General features: G+C 65.6%; 17 protein-coding genes. 11 read left to right on the top strand and 6 right to left on the bottom strand.

What is annotated here, in order from left to right:
- The first annotated feature begins 55 nt into the window (after positions 1–55).
- The 3 genes from AC07VH_RS10280 to AC07VH_RS10270 are packed head-to-tail and all read left to right on the top strand — an operon-like array spanning position 56 to position 1,790.
- On the top strand, positions 56–565 hold the full coding sequence (locus tag AC07VH_RS10280) for a GNAT family N-acetyltransferase (protein WP_475415460.1): 510 nt from the start codon (positions 56–58) through the stop codon (positions 563–565).
- Positions 562–1,488 (top strand): WD40 repeat domain-containing protein, encoded by a 927-nt coding sequence (locus AC07VH_RS10275; protein WP_494787397.1) that lies wholly within the window; start codon positions 562–564, stop codon positions 1,486–1,488. The genes AC07VH_RS10280 and AC07VH_RS10275 overlap by 4 nt, the downstream gene beginning before the upstream one ends.
- Positions 1,485–1,790: an NIPSNAP family protein gene (locus AC07VH_RS10270; protein ID WP_034752016.1), complete on the top strand. Its 306-nt coding sequence runs from the start codon at positions 1,485–1,487 to the stop codon at positions 1,788–1,790. The genes AC07VH_RS10275 and AC07VH_RS10270 overlap by 4 nt, the downstream gene beginning before the upstream one ends.
- A gap of 6 nt (positions 1,791–1,796) precedes the next feature.
- Here the strand turns inward: AC07VH_RS10270 and AC07VH_RS10265 are convergent, their stop codons facing one another.
- The 4 genes from AC07VH_RS10265 to AC07VH_RS10250 all read right to left on the bottom strand — a co-directional run bounded on the left by AC07VH_RS10265 (position 1,797) and on the right by AC07VH_RS10250 (position 5,903).
- Positions 1,797–2,456 (bottom strand): glutathione S-transferase family protein, encoded by a 660-nt coding sequence (locus tag AC07VH_RS10265; RefSeq protein ID WP_494787396.1) that lies wholly within the window; start codon positions 2,454–2,456, stop codon positions 1,797–1,799.
- Positions 2,457–2,584: 128 nt separating this feature from the next.
- Positions 2,585–4,012, bottom strand: coding sequence for a Dyp-type peroxidase (locus AC07VH_RS10260; protein WP_494787395.1), 1,428 nt, complete (start codon positions 4,010–4,012; stop codon positions 2,585–2,587).
- A 76-nt stretch (positions 4,013–4,088) separates the two neighbouring features.
- Positions 4,089–4,547: a hypothetical protein gene (locus AC07VH_RS10255; RefSeq protein WP_494787394.1), complete on the bottom strand. Its 459-nt coding sequence runs from the start codon at positions 4,545–4,547 to the stop codon at positions 4,089–4,091.
- 294 nt (positions 4,548–4,841) lie between these two features.
- Positions 4,842–5,903 carry an AI-2E family transporter gene (locus AC07VH_RS10250; protein WP_475415455.1) on the bottom strand — a complete coding sequence of 354 codons (1,062 nt, stop codon included), beginning with the start codon at positions 5,901–5,903 and terminating at the stop codon, positions 4,842–4,844.
- Between the two features lie 193 nt (positions 5,904–6,096).
- On the opposite strand from AC07VH_RS10250, the gene AC07VH_RS10245 reads away from it, so the two are divergent.
- Positions 6,097–6,723 carry a flavin reductase family protein gene (locus AC07VH_RS10245; protein ID WP_494787393.1) on the top strand — a complete coding sequence of 209 codons (627 nt, stop codon included), beginning with the start codon at positions 6,097–6,099 and terminating at the stop codon, positions 6,721–6,723.
- A gap of 8 nt (positions 6,724–6,731) precedes the next feature.
- Here AC07VH_RS10245 and AC07VH_RS10240 read toward each other — a convergent pair whose 3' ends face one another.
- Positions 6,732–7,544 carry a FadR/GntR family transcriptional regulator gene (locus tag AC07VH_RS10240; protein ID WP_475415453.1) on the bottom strand — a complete coding sequence of 271 codons (813 nt, stop codon included), beginning with the start codon at positions 7,542–7,544 and terminating at the stop codon, positions 6,732–6,734.
- 190 nt (positions 7,545–7,734) lie between these two features.
- Between AC07VH_RS10240 and AC07VH_RS10235 the strand changes: the two genes are divergently transcribed.
- The 6 genes from AC07VH_RS10235 to denD are packed head-to-tail and all read left to right on the top strand — an operon-like array spanning position 7,735 to position 13,730.
- The gene (locus AC07VH_RS10235) at positions 7,735–9,063 is read left to right on the top strand and encodes an MFS transporter (protein ID WP_475415452.1); all 1,329 of its coding nucleotides are present in this window, start codon (positions 7,735–7,737) and stop codon (positions 9,061–9,063) included.
- Between the two features lie 14 nt (positions 9,064–9,077).
- Complete coding sequence (gene ltnD / locus AC07VH_RS10230) at positions 9,078–9,977, top strand: L-threonate dehydrogenase (RefSeq protein ID WP_494787392.1); 900 nt, start codon at positions 9,078–9,080, stop codon at positions 9,975–9,977.
- A gap of 21 nt (positions 9,978–9,998) precedes the next feature.
- Entirely contained in the window at positions 9,999–11,300 is a 1,302-nt protein-coding gene (gene otnK, locus AC07VH_RS10225; RefSeq protein ID WP_494787431.1) for a 3-oxo-tetronate kinase, read from the top strand.
- On the top strand, positions 11,297–11,941 hold the full coding sequence (gene otnC, locus AC07VH_RS10220) for a 3-oxo-tetronate 4-phosphate decarboxylase (RefSeq protein WP_494787391.1): 645 nt from the start codon (positions 11,297–11,299) through the stop codon (positions 11,939–11,941). Before otnK ends, otnC begins: the two co-directional genes overlap by 4 nt.
- A gap of 17 nt (positions 11,942–11,958) precedes the next feature.
- Complete coding sequence (gene otnI, locus AC07VH_RS10215) at positions 11,959–12,750, top strand: 2-oxo-tetronate isomerase (RefSeq protein WP_494787390.1); 792 nt, start codon at positions 11,959–11,961, stop codon at positions 12,748–12,750.
- Positions 12,751–12,752: 2 nt separating this feature from the next.
- The gene (gene denD, locus AC07VH_RS10210) at positions 12,753–13,730 is read left to right on the top strand and encodes a D-erythronate dehydrogenase (RefSeq protein WP_494787389.1); all 978 of its coding nucleotides are present in this window, start codon (positions 12,753–12,755) and stop codon (positions 13,728–13,730) included.
- Here the strand turns inward: denD and AC07VH_RS10205 are convergent.
- On the bottom strand, positions 13,727–14,569 hold the full coding sequence (locus AC07VH_RS10205) for a DUF6597 domain-containing transcriptional factor (protein WP_494787388.1): 843 nt from the start codon (positions 14,567–14,569) through the stop codon (positions 13,727–13,729). The genes denD and AC07VH_RS10205 overlap by 4 nt on opposite strands.
- Positions 14,570–14,625: 56 nt before the next feature.
- Between AC07VH_RS10205 and AC07VH_RS10200 the strand changes: the two genes are divergently transcribed.
- The gene (locus AC07VH_RS10200; RefSeq protein ID WP_494787387.1) at positions 14,626–15,123 is read left to right on the top strand and encodes a DUF3224 domain-containing protein; all 498 of its coding nucleotides are present in this window, start codon (positions 14,626–14,628) and stop codon (positions 15,121–15,123) included.
- Positions 15,124–15,125: the final 2 nt, after the last annotated feature.

Raw genomic sequence — 15,125 nt, 5'->3', positions numbered from 1 at the left:
GCTTGCAAAAAAAAGACGATCGTGTATCGTCTTTTTTTTCGTCCAAGGAAATGCCATGACCATACTGACGACGGCGCGCCTGCGCCTGGAACCGATCAACGAGAGCCACTACGAGCGCATGCGCACGCTCAACACCGATCCCGAGGTGATGACCTACCTGAACGCGGGCCAGCCCGAGACGGAAGAAAATACACGCGCGGCTGTCAAGCGCATCACGGGCCGCTGGATCGAATGGGGCTATTCGTGGTGGGCGCTGATCCGCCTCGATGACGGCGAGATGGTGGGCATGGCCTGCCTGCAGCACCTTGATGGCGACAAAGACAAGCCGCATGAAATCGGCTGGCGGTTGGCGCGCACGGGCTGGGGCCAGGGCTATGCCAGCGAAGCGGCGGCCGCCATCGTCGCGCATGCGTTCAACGTCGTCGGCGCGCCCGAAGTGGCGGCCGTGGCCCATCCCGACAACGCGGCCTCGATCAAGGTCATGACCCGCATGGGCATGCGGTACGTCGGCATCGAACGCCATTACGATATCGACAGCGTGGTCTACCGCCTGGCGCGCCCATGACGGCAACGCGCAAGCCCCTGAAGCTGGGCTGCAGCTACGCCGTGCAGTTTTCGCCCGATGGCACGCGCCTGGCCGTGCTGGGGCGCGACCTGGTCCTGTGGGACGTGGCGGCACGCCAGAAACTGTGGCGTGGCAAATTCATCGCGCACATGTCGGGCATGGCCTTCTCGCCCGACGGCGGCCGCCTGGCCATCAAGAGCACGACGGGCCAGCTGGCCGTGGTGGAGGCGGCATCGGGGCAACTGCTGCTGAACTTCCAGAACAGGAAGGATGGCGAAGGCTGCGATCCCGCGTGGTCGCCGTGCGGCCGGTATCTTGCCGACGGCGGCTGGGATGGCCGCCTGCGGATGCGCGACGCACAGACGGGCGATGTGCTCTTCACCCAGGAGTACCCTGGCGAGATGCTGCGGGGGCTCTGCGCCATCGATGGCGGGCGGCGTTTGCTGCTCCAGCACGGGGTCAAATCGGTGGACGAGGGGCAGGTGCAGCCGCCCGACTACTGCAGCGTGTGGGACTGGCCCCTGCGGGCGGGCGGCGGGCGCGTGACGCTGTCGCTGCCAGGACTGAAGTCGTGCGCGCCGTCGCCGGACGGGGCGTCCCTGGCCGTGCTGCATCACGCGGGCGGCGAGGAGTTCCTGTCGGTATATGCGCTGGCCGATGGCCGCCTGCTGGCCTCGGTGCCGGTGGAGGCGGGCGGCGGCACGGGCGACGCCTTGCGCTGGCTGCCCGACGGCAGCGCGCTGGGACGCATCGGCAAGGGCAAGTTGCTGTTGTATGGCTGGCCGGGCCTCGGCGTGCTGACACAACACGCTTTTACGTATCCCTGCGCGCTGGATTTTCTACCTGACTCGCCATTGGCCGCCATCGGCTCCTGGGAATCCGGCATGCTGATGGAGTTGAACGTTCACAAGGAAACCGCATGATCACCTGTTATTTGCGCTACATCATCGACCCGTATAAATTGCGGGAATTCGAAGCCTACGGCAAGCTGTGGATACCGCTGGTCGAGCGCTTCGGCGGCCAGCATCACGGCTACTTCTTGCCGTCGGAAGGGGCCAGCAACGTGGCCCTGGCCATGTTCTCGTTCCCCAGCCTGGCCTTGTACGAGCAGTACCGCAGCGATTCGATGCAGGATGCCGAATGCCAGGCCGCCTTCCGCTACGCCGAGGAGACGCGTTGCATCGTCAGCTATGAGCGCAGTTTTTTCCGCCCCGTGTTTGCCTGAACGGGATCAGTCGCGTTGCGGTGCCCCCAGGGGAAAGAGGTGGCGGTACGGGCGTGCCTCTTCCACCGCGCGGGCGAACGATGGACGGGCCAGCAGGCGCGCGCGGTAGGCGCGCAGCAGGGGCAGCGTGGCGGGAATCGGCTGCGTCCAATCCGCATAGAACAGCGAGGGAGCGGCGGCGCAGTCGGCCAGGGTAAAGTCTTCACCCGTCGCCCACGTCTTGCCGGCCAGGTGGGTTTCCAGCCAGGCGTAGGCGAGGTCCAGCTTGTCGCCGGCAAACGCGCGGCCTTCCTCGGTCTTTGCCGGGTCGCCAGTCAGGGCGGCGCCGACGGCATGCTGCACGGGTGTCATGACGTGCAGGTCGAAATAGCGGTCGAGAAAGCGCACGTCCAGCGCCTGTATGGCGTCGTCCGGCAGCAGGCGCTGCGGGCCGGAATGGGCCAGTTGCAGGTATTCGATGATGATGCTGGTCTCGGCGACGTTGCGCTCCCCATCCACCAGCAGCGGAAACTTGCGCAGCGGCCAGCGCTCCAGCCACTGCTGCAGGTGCTGCGGCATGTCCTGCGCCAGGCAGCGGAAATCGAACGGTATGGCGTTTTCGTACAGGGCGATGAGCACCTTTTGCGTGTACGAGGAAAAGGGATGGCCGTAGAGGATCAGCGACACGGTAGGATCTCCTGTGCAAGGTTGGCAACACGCGCGTGCAGCAACGATAGTGCAATCACAGGATCAATGCAAGCGGTCCGGGCCGATCGTGCACGGGCCGTTCCCGCTTGCATTCCTGGCTCGCCCGCCTAGCCGAGGCTCGCCAGGTAGCGCAATCCCGTGATGCTGGGGAAGAAGCAATACACGCCGCCCCGCGTGATGACGCTGCGCGAGAAATGCTGCAGTTTGGTATTGCCGCTGCCCTTGGGGCCTACCCCGGGCAAGGTAAAGGAACTGACGGCAGGGTCGTTGATGCCCAGGAACACGTCCTGGCCGCTGATGTTGAGCGTGGCATTGCCCGCCTCGGGACCGGCCGGACCGACTGCCGATTTGACGAAGGTATCGTCATCGTTCCATTGCTTCATCAGGAATTCGAACTGATTGCGCAGGCTGGCATTGATGAAATAGCCGACCAGGCCGCGCTGCTCTGCGATGGGGGCGGCCGGATCATATTCGCTACCGTAGGGCATGGCGCGCCGCACGATGCGGTGGTGGCGGGCGGAGGCGCCCACGACGGCTTCGTCGCGCGGATTGTTGCGCCGGATATGCGCGCCGATCGGGCATTTCAGGCCCAGCGTGTCGTCCAGTTCCGGCTGTTCATCGACATAGTGAAAGCGGTTCAGGCTGGCGTCCGGCAGCACGGGGCCCGCCTCGTCCGGCCTGAGCACGAGCGGATTGCCGTTGCGCCAGCGCCCGCACATCTTGGCGGCCACCATTTCGGTGCTGAGCCCGGAACTGGCCGCGCCCTGGCTCAGGATGCTGTCGAACAGAGCCACGTCCTGCTCCAGGATGCGGAAGGCGGCATAGCTGCCGTTGGTGGACAGCTGCGGCGGCTGCACCTGGTAGGTGCCGCCATTTTCATTCTGATAGCCGAGCAGGAACTCCCCCGTCTTGACGCTGTTGAGCGGGTCGGGGTCGTGTTCGCGCTTGCGCTGCGGGGCGCCATCGACGTCGGGCTGGGCAATGCTGTCGCGGTAGCCGAAATGCACGCGGTTGCCTGGCAGGGCCACGCCGTCGTGCGCATACAGTTCACGCCAGCCGGCGGCAAAGGCGCGGCGTAGTGTGGCCGAGGTCGCCTGCAGCACATCCGTCGATTCGCTGACCCATAGGCTCAGCAGCGCATGCACCTGGCCAGCCTCGGTGGCCGGTCCCAGGTTGCCGAGCCAGTGTTCGGGGGCGCTGGCGCCCATGTCGCCCACGGCAGTGACGCTGGCCGGATCGGCCGCGCCCCGCTGGAATGCCTGGTCAAAGGTGGCCAGGTCGACCGCACTGACTCCCAGCGCAGACAGGCCGGGAGCGGTAAAGCTGAGGTTCAGGAAGCAGGGCGGCTTGGGATGGATATGGCGCGCTGTGGTTATCGACGGCAGTCCGTCGCTGCCGTCGAGCAGGGCCGCGATGGTGCGCCGCGCCTGCGCCGCATCCGTGATGCTGAAGATGAAATGGCGCGCCAGGTTGACGCGGTAGCCGCGCAGGATCGTGCCTTGCACGTCGTCGTAATCGATGGTGGGATCGGCCATGCTGTCTCTCCGGGGGCTGGGGTCGTGACTGGCAGGGTGGCGGGGCCGCTTGCGCAGCCCCGGCGTGGTGTTCGGTTCAGACCGAGGCGAGGATTTTCTGGACGGTCTGCGGATAGGCGCTGTACAGGCCTTTATTGGGCACGTGCTGCGCGGCGTCGTTGGCGGTGATGAAGGCTTCAAATGCGGCCACATGGTTGGCAACGGGCATCAGCGCCTTGCCGCCCACGACAAACTGCAGCAGCGCGTCGAATACCTCGCCCAGCCGGGCCACGAAATCTTCGATGTAGTCATTGAAGCTGCCGTCATACTCGGTGATCACGCCGATGATCAGGCTATTGGACGTGCCCGCCGAGCTAATGTTGGGCAGCAGATTGGGCTGGGAGCGGTCCAGCAGGGTGAAGCGGGCAAAGTGCACGGTGCCGATCTCGGTGAGGGCGGCATTGATCTTCGCCTGGAATTCCACCAATGTTGCGGCGATGGCGGTCGGACTGGTGCCGGGCAGTACCGGCATCATTAAGCACAGTGGATTTGCCATGAGAAGCTCCTCATTACGTGGTTGTCGGGAGGGCCGACACTACGCCGCGGCGCGCACTGCGTCAAAAACTATATTTTCGAATTTGTTGTTAAATCCACACTATTGCAACATGATAGTCGATATGAAATCCGGTCTCATGTGGATAGTCGCCGGGGCTGGCCGGCACCGGCGGACACTCTGCCGCCAGGCTGTTCCGGCCTGTTGCGGGAAGCGCAAGCGGCGCCGCCGGCAGCGCCGGGTTCTGGAGGGGTTATTTCTGCAGGATGGGACGCCGACGCCCCCGCGTGCCAGATATCAATCCTCGGCCTGGAATTCGCTGGCCGAGACGAACAGGTCCCACGAGGCGATGAACAGGGCCGCCACCACGGGGCCGATGACAAAGCCGTTCAGGCCAAACAGGGCCATGCCGCCCACGGTCGACAGCAATACCACGTAGTCGGGCATCTTGGTGTCCTTGCCCACTAAAATGGGACGCAGCACGTTGTCGACCAGGCCGATGACGAAGACGCCGAAGGCGGCCAGGCCTGCGCCTTGCCAGATGGCGCCCGTGGCCAGGAAGTAGACGGCCACGGGTGCCCAGACGAGAGCGGCGCCGACGGCCGGCAGCAGCGACAGGAAGGCCATCAGCACGGCCCACAGCAGGGGGGCGGGAACGTCCAGGAACCAGAATGCCAGGCCGCCGAGGGCGCCCTGGGCGATCGCCACGAGGATGTTGCCCTTCACCGTGGCGCGGATCACCGTGGTGAAATTGGTGAACAGGCGCTGCTTGTACTTGCGGCTCAGCGGCACGGCGGCCTTGATGCGGACCGACAGGGCCGAGCCATCGCGCATGAGGAAAAACAGCAGGTACAGCATGATGCACAGGCTGGTAAGGAATTCGAAGGTGTACAGGCCCACATTGATGGCTTTGACGGCCACCACCTGGCTTACCTGCGTGGCGCCCTCGGCCAGCTTGTCCTGCAGGCTGGCCAGGCTGGTCAGGTTGAAACGGTCGAGCAAATTGATCAGCCATTGCGGCAGCACCGCCATGATTTTATTGAAGAACATGGCGACCGTGATTTCGCCCGAACGCACCATTTCCACGACGCTGGCCGCCTGGTTTACGAGCGATACGGAAATGAGCGACAGCGGCAGGATCACGATGACGATGATCAGCAGCAAGGTCAGCAGCGACGCCAGGCCGGCGCGGCCACGGGTTTTGACCAGCAGCCAGCGGTACACGGGCGCGAACAGGATCGCCAGGATGACGCCCCAGAAGATGGCGCCCGCATACGGCGCCAGTATCCAGCCGAAGCCGATGGTGACGATGCTCAAGAGGAGCAGGAACACTTTCTGGTGCAGCGTGAGGGTAGGCATGGGCGGTAACGGAATGATAAGGGTTGAGTTGGCCCATCATAAGCGAGGCGTGGTGCGGCGCGCCATACAATTGTCGCGCTGCGTGCGCGAGCGCACCTGGCGCGCCGGCGGGCTGGCAACGCGGCGGCGGCAATTCCAGTAAGCTGTCGTTCCCGGTGCCCGATCCCCGGCGCCCTTCACTTCAGGAATCCGCATGGCCGATCCCATCCATTTTTATGAGCCTGCGCAGGGCCATGGCCTGCCGCACGATCCCTTTAATGCCATCGTGGGGCCGCGTCCGATCGGCTGGATCGCCACGCGCGGCAGCGCGGGCGTGCTGAACCTGGCGCCGTACAGCTTTTTCAACGCCTTCAATTACACGCCGCCGCTGATCGGTTTTTCCAGCATCGGCCGCAAGGATACCTTGCGCAATATCGAAGAGACGGGCGAATTCGTCTGGAACCTGGCCACGCGTCCGCTGGCCGGGGCCATGAACGCCAGCTGCGCGCCGGCGCCGCCCGAGGTCGATGAATTCGCGCTGGCCGGCCTGACGCCGGCCGCCTCGCGCATCGTGGATGTGCCGCGCGTGGCCGAAAGCCCCGTCTCCTTCGAATGCCGGCGCACGCAGATCATCGAACTGCAAGGACTCAATGGGGATGGCGTCGGCAGCTGGCTGGTGCTGGGGGAAGTGGTGGGCGTGCACATCGCGCGCCATCTGTTGACCGATGGCGTGTACGACACGGCGGCCGCCGCGCCGATATTGCGCGGCGGCGGTCCGGCCGATTATTTTGAAATCACTCCAGACAGCCTGTTCCGCATGCGCCGGCCCAGCTATCCCTGAAGCAGACCTTATTTCTGCATGATGGGATCGCGCCCCAGCGTGCGCGCCAGCGCGCCGCCGTCGCCGCGCCAGAATTCGCGGTCGGCCAGGCGCACGCGCTCGGCCGCGTGCTGCATGTGCTCCATGGCCGCCTGGCGCGCCCGCTGCGGGTCGCCGTCGGCGATCGCCTGCACGATCTTTTCATGTTCGCGCCGCACTTCGATGGAAAAGTCCGTGCGCCGCGCTTCATTCGCGCGCGTGACCTTCACGGCCGAGCGGATCGGGTCGGCGAACATGGCGACGAATTTCGGCCAATAGGGGTTGCCCGTCGCTTCGGCGATGCTCAGGTGCAGGCGCACGTCTTCTTCCACGCCATCGACGCCGGCCGCCACGGCTTCCTCGATGCGGCGCAGCGCGTGCTCGATGTCGGCCAGCTGGCCCGGCGTGCGCCGCACGGCCGCCAGCGCGGCGATTTCCGCTTCCAGTCCCTGGCGCACCTCGATCAGGTTCAGCAGCGACTGCACGGACTGCTCCGTCAGCTCGTCGCCCCGTTCGCCCGTCTTCGCGCCGTCCTGCGCGCACACGAACGTGCCGCTGCCCTTGCGCGTGGCGACGATGCCGTCCGCCTGCAGCAGGGCGATGGCTTCGCGCAGCACCGTGCGGCTGACGCCGAAGTGGCTGGCCATGGCTTGTTCCGACGGCAAACGCGTGCCGCCGGCCAGGCCATCGTGGTGAATTTGCTGGCGCAGCCGTGCCGCCACCCGCGCACCCAGGGTGCCGGTGGTGAAGCTGCCCGCGGCGGGCTCCGGCGGGGGAAGGGTAAAGCTGAACGTGCGGTCCATCGGGGACATCCTTGTGCTAGCGGTTTTTTATGCGGGCTTGCCTGCTTGCCATTATATGGAATATACAGCTTGACACACATAAAACACACACATAATATACATCCATACAAATTTTAGACAAGTTGCCAGCCACCTCCGGTGGACCATAAAAACCCGGCACGGTCGATCCCCCAGCGATCAGGAGACAAGCATGGACGTAACACAAGCATTGCCCGGGCAGCCGGCCGGCGCCGCCGCAGGCCAGAAAACCATCGACGACGCCGTCTACCGCAAGGTGACCTGGCGCATCATCCCCTTCCTGATGCTGTGCTACATCGTCGCTTACCTCGACCGTGTGAACGTGGGCTTCGCCAAGCTGCAAATGCTGGCCGACCTGCAGTTTTCCGAAACCGTGTACGGCCTGGGCGCGGGCGTGTTCTTCCTCGGCTACTTCCTGTTCGAAGTGCCCAGCAACGTGATGCTGCACAAGATCGGCGCGCGCGTGTGGATCGCCCGCATCATGATCACCTGGGCCATCATCTCGGGCGCCTTCATGTTCGTCACCACGCCGACCCAGTTCTACGTCATGCGCTTCCTGCTCGGCATCGCCGAGGCGGGCTTCTTCCCCGGCATCATTCTCTATTTGACCTACTGGTACCCGTCCGAGCGCCGCGCGCGCATGGTGTGCACCTTCATGGCCGCCATTCCCGTGGCGGGCCTGATCGGCGGCCCCCTGTCGGGCTGGATCATGGAAACCTTCGCCGGCTGGCACGGCTATGCGGGCTGGCAGTGGATGTTCGTGCTCGAAGCGATTCCCGCAGCGCTGATGGGCGTGGCCGTGCTGCTGTACCTGGACAACAGCATCCGCGCCGCGAAGTGGCTGACGGAAGACGAAAAAGTCATCCTCGAGCAGCGTATCGCCACGGAAGCCCAGGGCAAGGTATCGCACCCGTCGATCCGCGCCATGTTCGCCGACCCGCGCATCTGGGTCATGGCCCTGATTTATTTCTGCTGCGTGATGGGCCAGTATTCGCTGACCTTCTGGCTGCCCAGCCTGATCAAGGCGGCCGGCGTGACGGGCGTGCTCAATATCGGCCTGTTCACGGCGATTCCGTACTCGGTGGCCGTGGCGTCGATGATCCTGCTGGGCCGCAGCTCGGACAAATACCGCGAACGCCGCTGGCACATGGCCATCCCGCTGGTGGTCGGCGCCGCCGCCATCGTCTGCAGCGCGCTGGCCGGCGCCCACAACACGGGCTGGGCCATCTTCTTCCTGACGATCGCCGCCGGCGGCATCCTGGCTGCTTCGCCCATGTTCTGGAGCCTGCCGACGGCTTTCCTCGGCGGCGTCTCGGCCGCCGCGGGCATCGCCGCCATCAATTCGGTGGGCAACCTGGCCGGCTTCGCGGCGCCGTACATGATCGGTTCCATCAAGGATCTGACGCAATCGACCGACATCGCCATCTACCTGCTGGCCGGCATCCTGGTGATCGGCGCGCTCATCATCATGCGGGTGCCGGCCAAGCTGGTGAACAAATAAGACTGGAGTAGCAGATGAACGTGGAAATGAAAAAAGTGGGCGTGATCGGCCTGGGCGCCATGGGCATGGGCATCGCGCAATCGTTGCTGCGCGCGGGCTTTGAAGTACATGCCTGCGACGTGCGCCCGGAAACCGTGCAAACGCTGGTCGACAAGGGCGCCCATGCGGCGCAATCGCCGGCCGCGCTGGCGGCGCAGGTGCAGGCCTTGCTGATCGTCGTCGTCAATGCGCAGCAGACGGAAGCCGTGCTGTTTGGTGAGCATGGCGCGGCCAGCGCCCTGGCGCCGGGCAGCGTCATCATCGCCTGCGCCACCGTGGCGCCCGAATTTGCCGAAGCGCTCGGTGCGCGCCTGGCGGCCATGGGACTGCGCTTCATCGACGCACCCATTTCCGGCGGCGCGGCCAAGGCGCAAGCCGGCGAGATGTCCGTGATGGCGGCCGGTGCGCCCGAGGCGTTCGACGCCTGCGCCGGCATTTTCGACGCCATCAGTGCAAAGCTGTACCGCCTGGGCGAACAGCCGGGGCAGGGCTCGAAAGTCAAGATGATCAACCAGCTGCTGGCCGGCGTGCACATCGCCGCCGCCGCCGAAGCGATGGCGCTGGGCTTGCGCGCCGGCTGCGATCCGGATGCGCTGTACGACGTCATTTCGAACAGCGCCGGCAGTTCCTGGATGTTCCAGAACCGTGTGCCACACATTTTGAAGGGCGACTACACGCCGTTATCAAGCGTGAACATTTTCGTGAAAGACCTCGGCATCGTGCTCGATTACGCGAAAAAGAGCGTCTTTCCACTGCCCCTGTCGGCCACGGCGCACCAGATGTTCATGCAGGCGTCGGCCGCTGGCTTTGGCGGCGAGGACGATGCTGCCGTGATTAAAACTTTCCCCGGTATCGATCTGCCGGCGCAAGCGTAACTGAATCAAAAAGGAACCATGATGACTGTATTACTGGGATGTATCGCCGACGATTTCACGGGCGGCACCGACCTGGCCGGCATGCTGGTCAAGGCCGGCATGCGCACGGTGCAGCTGATCGGCGTGCCGCAAGGTCCGCCGCCGGCCGATGTCGACGCCGTCGTCATCGCCCTCAAGTCGCGCACGAATGCGCCGGAAGAGGCGGTGGCCGAATCGCTGGCCGCGCTGGCCTGGCTGCAGCAAGCCGGATGCCGCCAGTTCTACTTCAAGTACTGCTCCACGTTCGACTCCACGCCGCGCGGCAATATCGGCCCCGTGGCCGAAGCGCTGATGCGGGCGCTGGACACGGACTTCACGATCGCCTGCCCGGCGTTTCCCGCGAATGGCCGCACCATCTACAAGGGCAACCTGTTCGTCGGCGACGTGCCGCTGGCCGAGTCGGGCATGCGCGACCATCCCCTGACGCCGATGACGGATTCGAATCTGGTGCGCGTGCTGCAGCAGCAGGTGCAGGCCAAGGTGGGCCTGGCCGATTACAGTGTGGTGGAGAAGGGCGCGGCCGCCATCGCCCAGCGCTTCACGGACTTGCGCGGCCAGGGCTGCCATTTCGCCGTCGTCGATGCCGTCTCGAACCGCGACCTGGAAGCCATCGGCGCCGCTTGCGCGGACTTGAAACTGATCACGGGCGGTTCCGGCATCGCGCTGGGCCTGCCGCAGAACTTCCGCCAGCGGGGCCAGTTGTCGCCATCGCCTGCGGGCCAGGCAGGGCGCTTGCCGCCGGCGTCCGGATTGCGCGCCGTGATCTCGGGCAGCTGCTCCGTGGCCACGCAGCAGCAGGTGGCGCACCTGCGCGAACTGGCGCCGTCCTTCCACGTCGACCCTTTGCAGCTGGCCGCGGGCGGCGAGGTGGTCGATGCCGTCGTAGCGCAGGCGCTGGCCTGGGCGAATCAGCACCTGGCGCAAGGTCCCATTTTGATCTATGCCACGGCCACGCCGGACGCCGTGCGCGCCGTGCAGGCGCAGCTGGGCGTGGAGCGTGCCGGCGCCCTCGTCGAGGAAACCCTGGCCGCCATCGCGCAGGGTCTGGTGCGCCTCGGCGTGGGCCAGCTGATCGTCGCCGGCGGCGAAACCTCGGGCGCCGTGGTGAAGGCGCTGGGCGTGGCGGGCTTGCGCATCGGCCCCGAAATCGACCCCGGCGTGCCGTGGACGCAAGCCTTGCCCGCGCCGGGCGACGATGGCAGGGCGCCGTTGGCGCTGGCCCTCAAGTCCGGCAATTTCGGCACGGCCGATTTCTTCAGCAAGGCCTGGCAGGTGCTGGCATGAGCGCCACCGAATCGCGCCAGCGCGAGCTGATCGTCGACTTCGGCAAGTCGCTGTTCGAACGGGGCTTGACGGCCGGCAGCAGCGGCAACCTGAGCGTGCGCCTGTCCGACGGCTGGCTGCTGACGCCGACCAACGCCAGCCTGGGCCGGCTCGATCCCGCGCAGCTGTCCAAGCTCGATTGGAACGGCAAGCTGATCAGCGGGGCGCCGCCGTCCAAGGAGGCGTTCCTGCACCGCGCCATGTACGCAGAGCGGAGCAGCGCGGGCGCCATCGTGCATCTGCATTCGACCCATTCGGCCGCCGTGTCATGCATGTGCGGCTTGAACCATGACGACTGCATCCCGCCGCTGACACCATACTTTGTGATGAAGGTGGGGCGCTTGCCCCTGGTGCCGTATCACCGTCCGGGCGACCCGGCGCTGGCGGGCGCGATCGGCGCCATGGCGCGCAAGCACTCGGCTGTGCTGCTGGCCAATCACGGTCCCGTCGTGTCGGGCACCAGCCTGGAAGCGGCCGTGTATGCGGCCGAGGAACTGGAAGAGACGGCCAAGCTGTTCCTGCTGCTGCGCGACGTGCCCACGCGCCCGCTCGATGCGGCGCAGATCGCGGACCTGAAGCAGACATTCAAACTCGAACTATAGAATTCAAGGAGACACGCATGCCCCGTTTTGCCGCCAACCTGACCATGATGTTCAATGAAGTGCCTTTCCCGCAGCGCTTTGCCGCCGCCGCGCAAGCGGGTTTCCAGGGCGTCGAATTTCTGTTCCCCTACGATTACGCGCCGCAGGAAGTGGCCGGCTGGCTGCGCGAAAACAAGCTGCGGAACGTGCTGTTCAACCTGCCGCCGGGCGACTGGGCGGCCGGTGAGCGGGGCCTCGCCTCGCTGCCGGGCCGCGAAGCGGAATTCCGTGCCGGCGTGGCGCGCGCCATCGAGTATGCGCTGGCGCTGGGCACCCCGCGCGTGCACATGATGGCGGGGCTGCTGCCCGTGGGTGCCGACGTCAATCTGCACCGCGCCACCTACCTGGCCAACCTGCGGTACGCGGCGAAAGCCGTGGGCGAGCATGGCATCGAGCTCCTGATCGAACCGATCAATGGGCGCGACATGCCCGGCTACTTCCTCGTCACGCAGGCGCAGGGCCATGCGCTGCGCCTGGAGTCGGGCGCGCCCAACGTCAAGGTGCAGATGGATTTTTATCACACGCAGATCGTCGAGGGCGATATCGCCATGACGTTCAAGAATAACTTCGACGGCATTGGCCACGTGCAGATCGCCAGCGTCCCCGCCCGTAACGAACCGGACGATGGCGAAGTCAATTATCCGTATTTATTCAGACTGCTCGATGACCTGGGCTACGAGGGCTGGATCGGCTGTGAATACCGTCCGCGCGGGCGCACCGAGGATGGCCTGGGCTGGCTCGCCGCACACAACAACACACAAGGAGCATGAAGATGAAAGTACTGATTACCGGCGGCGCCGGTTTCCTGGGGCAGCGCCTGGCGCGCCAGTTGCTGGCGCAAGGCCGGCTGACGGACAGCCACGGCCAGTTGCAGACGATCAGCGAGCTGGTATTGGTCGATGTGGTGGCTGCGCATGACTTCAACGATGCGCGCGTCAAGGTCGTCACGGGCGACATTGCCGACGGTGCCTTGATGCGCGCCATCCTCGATGCGCAGACCGCGTCGATCTTCCACCTGGCCGCCATCGTCAGCGGCCAGGCGGAAGCCGATTTCGAACTGGGCATGCGCATCAATCTCGATGCCTCGCGTTTGCTGCTCGATATCTGCCGCGAACTGGGGCACAAGCCGAAGGTCGTGTTTACCAGCTCCGTGGCCGTCTATGGCGGCAAGCTGCCGGACGTGGTGCAGGACACCACCGCGCTGAACCCGCAATCGTCGTACGGCGCGCAAAAGGCCATCGGCGAATTGCTGCTCAATGACTACAGCCGCCGCGGCTTTGTCGATGGCCGCGTGCTGCGCCTGCCCACCATCAGCGTGCGTCCCGGTAAGCCGAACAAGGCGGCGTCGTCCTTCGCCAGCGGCATCATCCGCGAACCGTTGAATGGCGAGGCGGCCGTCTGCCCCGTGGCCACCGATTTGCGATTGTGGCTGCTGTCGCCGCGCGGCGCCATCGCCTCGCTGATCGCCGGCCACGAACTGGCGGGCGAGATGTTTGGCGCCAGCCGCACGGTGAACTTGCCGGGCTTGAGCGTGAGCGTGGGCGAGATGATCGCCGCGTTGGAAGAAGTGGCCGGCGCGGACGTCGTTGCCCGCATCGGCTATGCGCCCGATCCGGCCGTCGAGCGCATCGTCAAGAGCTGGCCCGGGGCCTGGGATACGGCACGGGCCGAAGCGCTGGGCTTGACGGCCGATGCGGATTTCGCCAGCATCATCCGCGCCTACATGGACGACGCGAAGGCGGCCGCTTAGGCGGGCATGGGCAGCTGCGAGCGGCGATAGTCGAGCGGCGTGCTGCCCACCAGTTCCGTAAAACTGCGGCTGAAATGGGCCTGGTCGAAGAAGCCCAGTTCCTGCGCCAGGCTGGCCAGGTCGGGCGCATCGGGCTGCGCCAGGCGCCAGATCGCTTCCTGCAGGCGGTAGCGCTGGATCACCCATTTCGGCGGCACGCCCACGTAATCGCTGAACAGGCGCTGCAGCCGGCGTTCGCCGATGGCCATTTTTGCGCACAGCTGCGCCACGTTCGCCGGGCCGTGGTGGGCCGCCACGGCGGCAGTCAGTCTGGCGGCCAGCAGGGCGGTCTCATCGACCTGCGGCAGCCTGGCCAGCAGCAGTGCCTGCGCCTGCGCCACCATGGCAGCATCGCCGGTTTGCGCCAGCACCAGCGCCTCGGCTTGCGCGGCCGGCATGCCCAGCAGTCCATCGGCGGCGATGGTCGTGCCGGTGAAGGTGGACAGCGGCTGGGTGATGAACGGGCGCAGGCCGCCCGGCGCGAAACGCACGCCCAATACCTTGCCGGCGCCAAGCAAAGGCCGGTCGAAGGCGCCGCGCACCACGCCATGGATGGCGGTGCTCCCAAGGTCGAACACCAGGTGGGCGTTCGGATACGGCAGCACGCGCTGCGTCTCCGGCGCGCAGCCCCGCCTGTCCCATTCCACCACCCAGAAATACTCGACGAACGGCGCCAGCGCGGCCGCCGGCGGGTAGGTCGCCAGGCGTATCCTGCGCGCCGCCGCCTGCGGGTCGACGATGCCTTTCGGCGCCTGCCCAGGTGCCTTGAGCAGATTTGTCGTGCTGTCGGCTTTATCCAATATTTGTCTCCTGCGCGGCCTTAAGCTGGTACTCTCGCATCGATGGAAAGGGAATCATGAAATCACGCAGCCTGGCGGGCCTGGTGCTGGCCGCATGTTGTCTATCGGTGGCGCCAGCCGGCGCCGCTTCGTCTACAGAGGGGGATCATCGCATGCATGTGCACGCTACGGGAAGTTTTAGCATCACCATGACGCCGTCCGCGGCGGCGCAGCGCGCGGGGCGCACGACCTTGGGCAAGGTACTGCTCGACAAAGTCTATGCCGGCGATCTGGTCGCCACGGCCAAGGGCGAGATGCTCAGCGCCGTGACCGACACCAAGGGCGCGGCCGGCTATGTCGCCATGGAAGCCATCACGGGCGTGCTGCAGGGAAAAGAGGGCAGTTTCGTCGCGCAGCATGCGGGCACCATGGCCGATGGCCAGCAGCAGCTGTCCATCGTGATCGTGCCGCATTCCGGCACGGGACAGCTGACGGGCATCAGCGGCACCTTGGCCATCCGCATTGAGAATGGCCAGCATTTCTACGACATCGATTATTCGCTGCCGGCGCCGTAGGC

Source organism: Janthinobacterium sp. GW821-FHT03C10, assembly GCF_059420865.1.
The sequence above is the reverse complement of the archived record's forward strand: the minus strand, read 5'-3'. Positions and strand labels throughout refer to the sequence as shown.

Coding starts and splice junctions, on each gene's coding strand:
- AC07VH_RS10240 (WP_475415453.1), bottom strand. CDS start 7,544: ATGGACCGCACGTTCAGCTTTACCCTTCCCCCGCCGGAGCCCGCCGCG.
- otnI (WP_494787390.1), top strand. CDS start 11,959: ATGCCCCGTTTTGCCGCCAACCTGACCATGATGTTCAATGAAGTGCCT.
- otnK (WP_494787431.1), top strand. CDS start 9,999: ATGACTGTATTACTGGGATGTATCGCCGACGATTTCACGGGCGGCACC.
- AC07VH_RS10275 (WP_494787397.1), top strand. CDS start 562: ATGACGGCAACGCGCAAGCCCCTGAAGCTGGGCTGCAGCTACGCCGTG.
- AC07VH_RS10280 (WP_475415460.1), top strand. CDS start 56: ATGACCATACTGACGACGGCGCGCCTGCGCCTGGAACCGATCAACGAG.
- AC07VH_RS10255 (WP_494787394.1), bottom strand. CDS start 4,547: ATGGCAAATCCACTGTGCTTAATGATGCCGGTACTGCCCGGCACCAGT.
- otnC (WP_494787391.1), top strand. CDS start 11,297: ATGAGCGCCACCGAATCGCGCCAGCGCGAGCTGATCGTCGACTTCGGC.
- AC07VH_RS10270 (WP_034752016.1), top strand. CDS start 1,485: ATGATCACCTGTTATTTGCGCTACATCATCGACCCGTATAAATTGCGG.
- AC07VH_RS10200 (WP_494787387.1), top strand. CDS start 14,626: ATGAAATCACGCAGCCTGGCGGGCCTGGTGCTGGCCGCATGTTGTCTA.
- ltnD (WP_494787392.1), top strand. CDS start 9,078: ATGAACGTGGAAATGAAAAAAGTGGGCGTGATCGGCCTGGGCGCCATG.
- AC07VH_RS10250 (WP_475415455.1), bottom strand. CDS start 5,903: ATGCCTACCCTCACGCTGCACCAGAAAGTGTTCCTGCTCCTCTTGAGC.
- AC07VH_RS10260 (WP_494787395.1), bottom strand. CDS start 4,012: ATGGCCGATCCCACCATCGATTACGACGACGTGCAAGGCACGATCCTG.
- AC07VH_RS10235 (WP_475415452.1), top strand. CDS start 7,735: ATGGACGTAACACAAGCATTGCCCGGGCAGCCGGCCGGCGCCGCCGCA.
- AC07VH_RS10245 (WP_494787393.1), top strand. CDS start 6,097: ATGGCCGATCCCATCCATTTTTATGAGCCTGCGCAGGGCCATGGCCTG.
- denD (WP_494787389.1), top strand. CDS start 12,753: ATGAAAGTACTGATTACCGGCGGCGCCGGTTTCCTGGGGCAGCGCCTG.